This is a genomic window from Burkholderia sp. Ac-20344 (genome assembly GCF_017104975.1).
GTDB lineage: Bacteria > Pseudomonadota > Gammaproteobacteria > Burkholderiales > Burkholderiaceae > Burkholderia.
Genome location: NZ_JAAGPP010000099.1, coordinates 26,178 through 35,616, shown reverse-complemented (window position 1 = coordinate 35,616; position 9,439 = coordinate 26,178). Strand labels below are relative to the sequence as shown.

The window sequence follows — 9,439 nt, the reverse complement described above, 5'->3', positions numbered from 1 at the left end:
GTGCGGGCCGCCTTCGACTGGAAATCAGCGATGAACCAGTTTGCTATCCTGTTCGGCGAGCGATTCACGCAGGCGCGTGGATAACCTGTTGTTCAACCGCCTCGCCCACAAAAATGCGGACAGGTTCGCTTTGCTGGCTCGGGCGCGCTCACGCTCACCACTCGATTGCACAGCGTTTCGACTGAATTTACAGGTCTGTTGTCCACATCGGATCGCCTCCGGCACCCTCACCCTTTGGAATCACAGGGTTTCGAGTCGCCGCGGAGCAGGATATCCACATCGATCATGGCGACACCGCGCGCAGTCATCGGTCGACTCTCTCACCTTCGGGTTGCACAGTGTTTTGGGTTGTTTCGGAGCGCGATATCCACAACCCGTGAAGTAACGCGAACACCTGCTCCGAATTCGATTACCCTCACCCGCTGAATGCACAGGCCTTCGAGTGCTTTGACTTCTCGATATCCGCAAGGCATTCAAGCACGGCGCATTGCACGCGATCCATCGGCATTATCGGCTCTGTTCCGGCAAAGCCCCGTCAGACATGGCGTTCGGACCGATTCGCGTGGTCGAATGCAAGCCGCTCACCGGTGCGATGCACAGAGATTCGACTGGTTGGCGTGCGGGTTGTCCACATGCACTCGGTCGAGACAGACTAAGGCTCCACGAAACGCGATGCACATTGCGCATGCAACGGCGTCGTAGCACCAGCGGCCTTCTGTCCAGTCGTGTGCTCACGCGTCCGGATTCGCTTGTCACGGTCCGAATTCGTCGGGATCCGCGCCTGGCTTGCGACTCCGATGCACGCTCACCAATCGGATGCACAGCGCTCCGAGTCGTTTTGCCCCCCGGTTATCCACACACGTAGGTCGAGCCCCTTCGCCGGCGCCGAAGTCACCTGGTCCGATAAACCTTGGGTTCACGCCGGTGTGTCATCGTCGCCCAAGCCGTTGCGCCTCAACGTTTCGCGCAGACAGCTTCGACAAACCCGCTCGCCCGCATTCCACAGCTTGTCGAACGTCTCCTCGTCATCGAGCCTGAACGTCGATCCGTCGATTGCGACATCGGCCCCGAGCACCTTGCGCAGAAACGCTTCGCTGAACCGGTACTTCGGTTCGTGCTTCTTCGTGCGGTCGGTCACCTGTACGACATGGCAATGGCGGATCACATCGATCGACAGGATCGCTGCTTCGATATCCGGCGACGTGCGCGCCGGCAGGATCAACCCGTGAAGCTCGCAACGCGCGAAGCCGTGCGGCCAACGCGCGCAAACGCTCGAGCGCCGCGATTTTCGGGAATGCAGTGACATGGGCGACGTTCCCGATAAACGACGCTTCGACATCGAGTTCGTCGAACTCGGCACGGAGCACCCACATTGCGCGGCTGTACTTCGGCCGGTCGAGCGAGACCTTGAGCAGCTCGCCGGGCGCGAACTGGCCACGCATCCGAACGCGTGCATGGACACCCTTCAACGTCATTCTGACAACGTTGAACCCGTGCCGATGGCAAACGATCGGTCCCATTACCGGCCCTTGCTCTGCATTTTCTTCGGCATCGTCACGTATGTGGAAAACATCGATCGATCGTCGTTTCAATGCCGCTCGATCACGTATTGCGCTGGCCCGCGCCATGCGATCGAACGGTAATCGTTTCGAATGACTCCAATTTCCCGGTAATACTCGACGAGCGCTCGAGGGCTCCAGTCACGGCCAGCGGAAAACAACGCGTCCAGGTCGACAAGCGCGACAACGAGAGCACGTCGATCATGATCGTCCGCGATCGTGCGCTCCCAACGATCGCCGTGCTGTGCAAACCCGAGCCGCATCAGTACATTCGCAACAGCCGCCACGTCGGTCACGACAACCGCAACGTGACCTGCAATATCCAGCACCAGCATTTCATTAGCGGGTGCCTTCATCGATTACCTCGTCCAGCGTCGTCCGCCGTCATCACCCAGCTTTCTTCATAAGCCATCCGACAATTTTCGCGATGTCCTCGCCGGACAGCATCCCGACGCGATCGACGAACACCCCGTAGTCGAGATCGAACTTCACGTTGAATCGCTCGCCTTTGTAGCGGCAACACAGAACCTCGGCTTCCGGGATCGACACGCGCTGCTCGAACACGATGTCGCCGGGATGCTGCTGCATCCGGCGTACGACGGCATCGATATCGAGTGCGTCGAGCCGGGTCAACGAAGAATCGGTCATATGTCGCGAGCCTGTGCGCCAGGCCCTCGCATCCTGAATGCCGGCGATTCTACAGATACAGCAGCTCGTGCATCGTTCGATGCCCTCACAGCTTGCCACTTCGTTCATCCGATCACCGCACGCAGTGCATATCCTGCGCGGAGCACAGTCGGCGGACTGTGCTTATCCAAAGGTGTTAACAGAGTTCGTATACATACGTAGTGATAGTTAACAAACCCTGTGCCTCACAGTGGATAACGTCCCTAACCCCATGAATTCGCGACAGGAAGCCGAATGCATAACCTTGGGTGAGCCACGTGAACAGCTCCGGGAAGCACGGAACAACTTTTCGTCGATTCACAGCTGCGGCGACATATCCTCAATCGTTCCACTGTGAATCCAGAGGCTTGCAGGATAGTTATCCAGAGGGCAATGTGGATAACACCACAGCGCATCGACGCGTTTTGCTGTGATGCGAACAGGTGAAGCCAACGTTCCCCGCATCGCCAGGCAACATCGATCGTCAGCCCCCACGCATCCCGATTCAAAAAATTTTCACGAAGGGGCTTGTGCTCCTCAAAAACCCTCTCTATAATTCGCGGCTTCTTAGGCTCGTAGCTCAGTTGGTTAGAGCACCACCTTGACATGGTGGGGGTCGTTGGTTCGAATCCAATCGAGCCTACCAACGAACAAATGAAGGGGTCTGGCAGCACAACTTGCCTACAGGCAATGCGGCTCGCCAACATACAAACGCCACGCGGCAACCTCGCGTGGCGTTTTTCTTTTTCCGTCCGCAACAACGCATGTCGCCCCGATGCGTTGCGCGATTCCCGCGATCGCATCTTCACCCGCTCCCGACCCGCCATACAACGGCCACTGCACGGCGAGTAGAATCGTGTGCCGGTCGACACGGCTGCTCCCGTACGCCGCTCGATATCGATCGCATCCAAACCGCATCACGACAACAACGCGCGACGCGCGCGACCGAGAGCCCACGACCATGTCCGACGTCACGACCGCCGCATCGTCTGCGAGCAACGACGAAATCGCCGCTTACGTCGGCAAGAATGCCGCCTGGTTCGAGAGGAAATGGACGATCGCCGCGTCGCGAAAGAACCGGCAGTCGTGGAACTGGGCAGCCTGTTTCCTGGGCCCGGTGTGGATGGCGTATCGATGCATGTACTGGCAGGCGGCGGCCGTGCTGGGCGCCACGCTCGGCATCACGCTGGTCGAATTGCTGTACTTCCCGAAATACTTCGAATCGAGCGCGATCGATCCGGTCACCATCGGGATCGCGGTCACGCTCGGCTGGTGCGGGAACAGCCTTTACAGGACGCACGTCGAACGCCAGATCGAGAAGTTGCGTCCGAACGCGACGTCCCGCGAATCGTTGCTCGCGCTGCTGGAAGCGCAGGGCGGCACGAACTGGCTCGCGGCGACCGGTTTCTCGGTCGCGACGCCGTTGCTCGGCTTCCTGATCTACGTCGTGGCCGGGACGTATTGATCGCAGGAACCGGCGGCCGGTAAAGCAGAGCGGCAGGACGGAGAAGCGGGCGCATCGCGGCCGTGCAGGCGCACGGCATCCGACGCGCGATCCCGCCGCACTCAATGCAGATGCTTCAATTTGTCAGGATTCCGCACGACATAGATCGCGACGATCTTTCCGTCCTCGATCTCGAGCGCGGTGGTCTGCAGCTCGCCGTCCGCTTCCTGCGTCACGAAACCCGGCAGCCCGTTGACGAACCCCGCACGCACGAGCGTCGACGCATGCGTGGCGAACAGCCCGGCCAGGTACTCGTGCACCTTCATCACGCGCTCGAAGCCGAACACCGGCGTGCCCGCGGCCGAGCGCTTGCCGCCGCCATCCGCGTGCAGGCTCACGTCCTCGGCGAGCATCGCGCCGAGCGCGCGCATGTCGCCGCTGCGTGACGCCGCAAAAAACGCTTCCGCCAATTCGATCCCGCGCTGCTTCTCGACATGGAAACGCGGCCGCGCCTCGCGCACATGCGTGCGGGCCCGCGCAGCGAGCTGCCGGCATGCGGCCGGGTCGCGCTGGATCGTCGTGGCGACTTCGTCGAACTCGAGGCCGAACACGTCATGCAGCAGGAACGCCGCGCGTTCAAGCGGCGAGAGCCGTTCGAGCGCGAGCAGCAGCGGCAGCGTGACGTCTTCCTGTTCGTCTTCCTCGACGACCGGCTCGGGCAGCCACGGGCCGATATAGGTCTCGCGCTGGTGCCGCGCGGACTTCAGCTGATCGAGGCACATACGCATCACCATGCGGCGCAGGAACGCTTCAGGGACGCGCACCTCGGTGCGGTCGACGTTCATCCACCGGATGAACGCCTCCTGCACCATGTCCTCGGCATCCGCGACGGAACCGAGCATCCGGTACGCGACGCGGATCAGCGTGCGGCGCAGCGGGTCGAAGCTCGCCGCCGCATCGGCCCGTTCTTCAGCGCTGCCCTTGGCCGGGTCGAGGTTCGGCATCAGGCCACCATCTTCGCGGCGGCGGCCTTCGCGTCGGCCGGATCGATCCACAGCCCGAAGCCGACTGCGAGCCGGTTCCAGCCGTTGATCACGTTGATCATCAGCGTGAGTTTCACCTGTTCCTCCTGGCTGAAGTGGTCGTTCAGCGTCGCGTACGCCGCTTCGTGCGCCGCGTGGCCCTCCGACAGCCGCGTGAGTGCTTCGGTCCAGCCGAGCGCCGCGCGTTCGCGGTCGGTGTAGCAGGGCGCTTCGCGCCACGCGGACAACAGGTAGATGCGCTGCTCGGTCTCGCCTTGCTCGCGCGCCTCGGCCGTGTGCATGTTAATGCAGTTCGCGCACGCGTTGATCTGCGACGCGCGGATCTTGACCAGCTCGATCAGCGTCGGCTCGAGGCTCTGCGCGGCGGCGATCGATACGGCCATCCAGTTTTTCATCAGGGCGGGCGCGGCGGCAAACGGATTGAGTTTCGCAGTCATGGTCCTTCTCCTTTCGTGTGGGTTCCGGTGATATGACGAGCGAGCCCCTTGCGTGTGTGACATCGACGCAAAAAATTTTTCGAAGCGCGTGTGAGCGTGGATTGCAGATGAAGGGCGGGGAAGTTCATCGCCGTGCCGATGGCTAATGGCGGCGCACGAAGGCGTTCGTCAGACAAACCGGTGCAACACGAGGCCTTCGCTCACGATCGCTGCGCGGATGTCATGGGCCGTCAGTAGCCCACATGCGCCGGCAGGCACGTCGCACATGGCTTTCACGCCAGAACCGGCAGGCATCGCCGGCCTGTCACGCATCCGACATGCGCGCCGCCAATGCTTTCATTTCTCTTTCGGCTGCGTTTCACCCGCATCCCGATTCGCAGCATTCAGATTTCTGGCCCATACTGTTCTGCACGGGCAGATGAAGTGACGCCGCATCAGCGGCCCGGCGCGCGCGCCGGTTGCCCGACGACGCAGCAGCAGTTCGCACGTCAGCCGCGCGCATCACGCGCAAGGCTTTCCCTTTTCCGGCAACGCAACGCAGCGAATCGCGACGTGGACGGTAAACCGATGAGCCTCCTTGCATCACAGCTTCAGCGCCGTTACCAGGACGTGCGCGCGTATAGCGTCGCGTTGACCGCGACGCTGTCCGCCGAAGACCAGGCCGTGCAGTCGATGCCCGACGCGAGCCCGACGAAATGGCACCTCGCGCATACGACCTGGTTCTTCGAAACCGTCGTGCTGATGCGCCGCGTGCCCGGCTACGCGCCGTTCGACGCCGCGTTCCAGTTCCTCTTCAATTCCTATTACGAAGCGCTCGGCCCGCGCCATCCGCGGCCGCAACGCGGGCTGCTCACGCGTCCGTCGCTCGACGAGGTGCATGCGTACCGGCAGTACGTCGACGATGCGATGCTGCGCGCGCTGGTCGGTGCCGATCCCGCGCTGCTCGATGCGGTCGCGCCCGAGGTCGTGCTCGGCCTGCATCACGAGCAGCAGCACCAGGAGCTGATCGTCACCGACATGCTGCACGCGTTCTCGTGCAACCCGCTGAAGCCGGCGTTCCGGCCGCGCAACGGGACGGACGCCAGCGCGATGGCCGCGGGCGATGCCGGCGCGCAGCACTGGCTTCACCAGCCGGGCGGGCTCGTCGAGATCGGCCACGATGGCGATGCGTTCTCGTTCGACAACGAACGGCCGCGCCATACGGCGCTCGTGCGGCCGTACGAGATCGCGAACCGCCTGGTGACCAATGCGGAATTCGCGGCGTTCGTCGCCGATGGCGGCTACACACGCCCCGAGTTCTGGCTGTCGGACGGCTGGGCCACGGTGCAGCGGGAAGGGTGGCAAGGGCCCGCGTACTGGATGCCCGACGACGACGATGCGGCCGCCACGCGCGTACGGCGCACGTTCGGCTTGCACGGCGTCGAACCGCTCGCACCCGACGCGCCGGTGTGCCACGTGAGCTTCTACGAAGCGGCCGCGTACGCGGAATGGGCCGGCGCGCGCCTGCCGACCGAATTCGAATGGGAAGCGGCGTTCGCCGCCGAAGGCATCCGGCAGATGCTCGGGCACGTGTGGCAATGGACGCGCTCGTCCTACGAGCCGTACCCGGGCTTTCGGCCGCTTGCGGGTGTCGCCGCCGAATACAACGGCAAGTTCATGGTCGGCCAGCAGGTCCTGCGCGGCAGCAGCATCGCGACGCCGCCCGGGCACGAACGGCCGACGTACCGCAATTTCTTTCCGCCGGCCGCGCGCTGGCAATTCACGGGAGTGCGACTTGCGCGAGACGTCTGACCAGACGGCCACGAGCGGTGGCCAGCAACCCGCCCGCGATTCGCGGCCGAGCGCGTTCGAGCGCGACCTGATCGACGGGCTGTCGCGCACGCCGCGCAGCATTCCGCCGAAATACTTCTACGATGCGGCCGGCTCCGCGCTGTTCGATCGCATCTGCGAGTTGCCCGAGTATTACCCGACCCGCACCGAGCTCGGCATCCTGCGCGATCGCGCGGCCGAGATCGTGCGGCGCGTCGGCCCGCATGCGGAACTCGTCGAATTCGGTGCGGGCTCGCTCGAGAAGATCCGTGTGCTGCTCGACGCGTTCGCGGGCAACTATGCGAACGCGCCCGCGCGCTACGTGCCGGTCGACATCTCGGCCGACTACCTGCACGGCGCCGCCGCGCGGCTGCGTGCCGCGTATCCGTGGCTCGACGTCGCACCAATCGCGGCCGACTACACGAAGGCCGAGCAACTGGCCGAGCTGACCGCGACACCGGCGCGGCGCATCGGCTTCTTTCCCGGTTCGACGATCGGCAACTTCGCGCCGGAAGAAGCCGATGCGTTCCTGCGCGATGCCGCGCGGCTGCTGCGTGGCGGCGGCTTGCTGGTCGGCGCGGATCTCGTGAAGGACGAGCGCATGCTGCACGACGCGTACAACGATGCGCAGGGCGTGACCGCGCAGTTCAACCTGAACCTGCTGGTGCGCGCGAACACCGAGCTCGGTGCGGATTTCAACGTCGACGCGTTCTCGCATTGCGCGTTCTACGACAGCGTGCGGCAGCGCATCGAGATGCATCTCGTCAGCGACATCGCTCAGACCGTGCACGTACGCGGCCACGCGTTCCGCTTCGAGGCCGGCGAGCGCATCCACACCGAGAATTCGTACAAGTTCACGATCGACGGCTTCCATGCGATCGCGCGCCGCGCAGGATTCGCGCCCGATACCGTGTGGACCGATGCCGGCAACCTGTTCAGCGTGCACTGGCTGCGCAGCGTCGACGATATTCGCGCGTGACGCGCGCGCTTGCGGACCGCTCGCGTGCGGTGCGGGCGGTTCGCTTTCGACGTATTCCAGCGCACGTTGGCGCGCGCCGATCACCCGGTTTCGTGCAGAAAATCCCTTTTTTACCGGCCCGATGCACCGCTGCAACGGTATCTGGAATGTTGCCTCTTCCTTGTCCGGCAAGGCTTTGCGGGCACCCGTAAACGTCCGTTACCGGTCTCGCATACCCGTTTCACCTGTGTCTGTGTCCGGTGCCTAGACTCCGAACCGTATTCACTTGACGCACGACACGTGCAGGGAGTCGCGAGATGAACAAGAAACTCATTCTCGGTGCAGTTCTCGGTGTAGCGGCGCTGGCAGCTTCGGGCGTCGCCTCGGCCCACGTCGACCTGTCGGTCGGCATCGGTGTACCCGCCTATGCGGCGCCGGCGCCCGTCTACGTGGCACCGCCTCCGCCCGTCATGTACGCACCGGTCGGCTATCGCGACGACGGTTGGCGCGGCGACGGCTGGCGTCGCCGCGAATGGCGCGAACACGAGTGGCGCCGCCGCGAATGGCGCGAGCACGAATGGCGCGATCGCGGCGGCTGGCGCGGCGGCCGCTGGGATTGAGCGGCGCGACTGATCGCGACAAGAGGAGAATGACAACATGATGCCCATTCGACGCATCAGGCAGTGCGCCACCGCCGCCATCGTGGCGCTTGCCACGATCGGCAGCGCGCACGCGGCGGGCTGCATGAAGGGCGCGGTGGTCGGCGGTGTGGCCGGCCACTACGCGGGGCACCACGCGGTCGTCGGTGCGGTTGGCGGCTGTATCGTCGGCCACCACATGGCGAAGAAGCACGCGGAAGAGCAGGCCGCGCAGCGCAAGGCCGCCGCACAGGGCATGCAGATGCAGCCGGCGCAGTAAGCACCACATCGTCACCGGGGCGGCGCTGCCGCGCCGCCCCGCCTGCTTTGTTTCCCGTTCACGTACGATCCGGATTGATCTGACGAATACGCGTCGCGCGCTCCGTTACGATCATTTACAACGTCGTGTGGCGCGCACGGTGCGCGTTCCTAGAATGCAGTCACACGAACGCACTCCAGGGAGCACAAGATGAAACATCGACGATACCTGTCCGTCCTGACGGCCGCGCTCCTCGCGCTCGGCACGGTTTCCGCGTATGCCGCAGCCGGCGGCAACGGCGGTGGAAACGGTGGCGGCGGCGGCGGTGGTGGTGGCGGTCACGGCGCAGGTGGTTTGGGCGGCAATGCGGGCGGCATGTCCGGCGGCCACATGAGCGGCCAGGCGCTGAGCAACTCGAACGGCATGCACGCGGGCGACCGCGACAAGGGCCTGTCGCGCGCGGCCGACCGCTCCGACACGATCGCCGATCGCGCCGGCGTGCAGCCGGGCCGCGGTCACACGCACGCAACGACGCACGGTCACACCACGCACGCGTCGACGTCCACGCATCGTTCGCGTCACCACGCATTCGGCCGCACGCTCTAAGCGCGGCGCGCAAACGGGAC

12 protein-coding genes and 1 tRNA gene are annotated in these 9,439 nt (G+C 64.2%); 8 read left to right on the top strand and 5 right to left on the bottom strand.

What is annotated here, in order from left to right; all coding sequences use genetic code 11:
- Window positions 1–916: 916 nt before the first annotated feature.
- The gene (locus G3N64_RS26390) at window positions 917–1,222 is read right to left on the bottom strand and encodes a hypothetical protein (protein WP_205786535.1); all 306 of its coding nucleotides are present in this window, start codon (window positions 1,220–1,222) and stop codon (window positions 917–919) included.
- Between the two features lie 82 nt (window positions 1,223–1,304).
- Between G3N64_RS26390 and G3N64_RS26385 the strand changes: the two genes are divergently transcribed.
- Window positions 1,305–1,643: a hypothetical protein gene (locus tag G3N64_RS26385; RefSeq protein WP_205786534.1), complete on the top strand. Its 339-nt coding sequence runs from the start codon at window positions 1,305–1,307 to the stop codon at window positions 1,641–1,643.
- Here the strand turns inward: G3N64_RS26385 and G3N64_RS26380 are convergent.
- Window positions 1,589–1,915: a hypothetical protein gene (locus G3N64_RS26380; RefSeq protein WP_205786533.1), complete on the bottom strand. Its 327-nt coding sequence runs from the start codon at window positions 1,913–1,915 to the stop codon at window positions 1,589–1,591. The two genes, G3N64_RS26385 and G3N64_RS26380, sit on opposite strands and share 55 nt — an antisense overlap.
- 31 nt (window positions 1,916–1,946) lie before the next feature.
- A complete protein-coding gene (locus G3N64_RS39925) occupies window positions 1,947–2,315 on the bottom strand; it encodes a hypothetical protein (RefSeq protein ID WP_241021225.1) in 369 nt (122 codons plus the stop codon).
- A 479-nt stretch (window positions 2,316–2,794) separates the two neighbouring features.
- Here G3N64_RS39925 and G3N64_RS26370 point away from each other — a divergent pair.
- Together G3N64_RS26370 and G3N64_RS26365 are read left to right on the top strand one after the other, a co-directional pair.
- Window positions 2,795–2,871 (top strand) — tRNA-Val (locus G3N64_RS26370).
- A gap of 315 nt (window positions 2,872–3,186) precedes the next feature.
- A complete protein-coding gene (locus tag G3N64_RS26365) occupies window positions 3,187–3,690 on the top strand; it encodes a DUF2628 domain-containing protein (RefSeq protein ID WP_205786532.1) in 504 nt (167 codons plus the stop codon).
- A gap of 101 nt (window positions 3,691–3,791) precedes the next feature.
- Here the strand turns inward: G3N64_RS26365 and G3N64_RS26360 are convergent, their stop codons facing one another.
- Together G3N64_RS26360 and G3N64_RS26355 are read right to left on the bottom strand one after the other, a co-directional pair.
- Window positions 3,792–4,673 (bottom strand): sigma-70 family RNA polymerase sigma factor, encoded by an 882-nt coding sequence (locus G3N64_RS26360; RefSeq protein ID WP_205786531.1) that lies wholly within the window; start codon window positions 4,671–4,673, stop codon window positions 3,792–3,794.
- The gene (locus tag G3N64_RS26355; protein WP_205786530.1) at window positions 4,673–5,149 is read right to left on the bottom strand and encodes a carboxymuconolactone decarboxylase family protein; all 477 of its coding nucleotides are present in this window, start codon (window positions 5,147–5,149) and stop codon (window positions 4,673–4,675) included. The genes G3N64_RS26360 and G3N64_RS26355 overlap by 1 nt, the downstream gene beginning before the upstream one ends.
- 567 nt (window positions 5,150–5,716) lie before the next feature.
- Here G3N64_RS26355 and egtB point away from each other — a divergent pair.
- From egtB to G3N64_RS26330, 5 genes are all read left to right on the top strand, one after another.
- Window positions 5,717–6,940: an ergothioneine biosynthesis protein EgtB gene (egtB, locus tag G3N64_RS26350; RefSeq protein WP_205786529.1), complete on the top strand. Its 1,224-nt coding sequence runs from the start codon at window positions 5,717–5,719 to the stop codon at window positions 6,938–6,940.
- Window positions 6,924–7,937, top strand: a complete 1,014-nt coding sequence (gene egtD / locus G3N64_RS26345; protein ID WP_205786528.1) for an L-histidine N(alpha)-methyltransferase — start codon at window positions 6,924–6,926, stop codon at window positions 7,935–7,937. The genes egtB and egtD overlap by 17 nt, the downstream gene beginning before the upstream one ends.
- 296 nt (window positions 7,938–8,233) lie before the next feature.
- The gene (locus G3N64_RS26340; protein ID WP_205786527.1) at window positions 8,234–8,536 is read left to right on the top strand and encodes a hypothetical protein; all 303 of its coding nucleotides are present in this window, start codon (window positions 8,234–8,236) and stop codon (window positions 8,534–8,536) included.
- Window positions 8,537–8,573: 37 nt separating this feature from the next.
- A complete protein-coding gene (locus G3N64_RS26335; RefSeq protein WP_205786526.1) occupies window positions 8,574–8,834 on the top strand; it encodes a hypothetical protein in 261 nt (86 codons plus the stop codon).
- 189 nt (window positions 8,835–9,023) lie between these two features.
- Window positions 9,024–9,419: a hypothetical protein gene (locus G3N64_RS26330; protein WP_205786525.1), complete on the top strand. Its 396-nt coding sequence runs from the start codon at window positions 9,024–9,026 to the stop codon at window positions 9,417–9,419.
- The last annotated feature ends 20 nt before the right edge of the window (window positions 9,420–9,439 follow it).

Bases quoted from the DNA above. Each gene is read 5' to 3' on its own strand.
- G3N64_RS26385 (WP_205786534.1), top strand. From the start codon at position 1,305: ATGGGCGACGTTCCCGATAAACGACGCTTCGACATCGAGTTCGTCGAA.
- G3N64_RS26380 (WP_205786533.1), bottom strand. From the start codon at position 1,915: ATGAAGGCACCCGCTAATGAAATGCTGGTGCTGGATATTGCAGGTCAC.
- G3N64_RS39925 (WP_241021225.1), bottom strand. From the start codon at position 2,315: ATGAACGAAGTGGCAAGCTGTGAGGGCATCGAACGATGCACGAGCTGC.
- G3N64_RS26365 (WP_205786532.1), top strand. From the start codon at position 3,187: ATGTCCGACGTCACGACCGCCGCATCGTCTGCGAGCAACGACGAAATC.
- G3N64_RS26360 (WP_205786531.1), bottom strand. From the start codon at position 4,673: ATGCCGAACCTCGACCCGGCCAAGGGCAGCGCTGAAGAACGGGCCGAT.
- G3N64_RS26355 (WP_205786530.1), bottom strand. From the start codon at position 5,149: ATGACTGCGAAACTCAATCCGTTTGCCGCCGCGCCCGCCCTGATGAAA.
- egtB (WP_205786529.1), top strand. From the start codon at position 5,717: ATGAGCCTCCTTGCATCACAGCTTCAGCGCCGTTACCAGGACGTGCGC.
- G3N64_RS26340 (WP_205786527.1), top strand. From the start codon at position 8,234: ATGAACAAGAAACTCATTCTCGGTGCAGTTCTCGGTGTAGCGGCGCTG.
- G3N64_RS26335 (WP_205786526.1), top strand. From the start codon at position 8,574: ATGATGCCCATTCGACGCATCAGGCAGTGCGCCACCGCCGCCATCGTG.
- G3N64_RS26330 (WP_205786525.1), top strand. From the start codon at position 9,024: ATGAAACATCGACGATACCTGTCCGTCCTGACGGCCGCGCTCCTCGCG.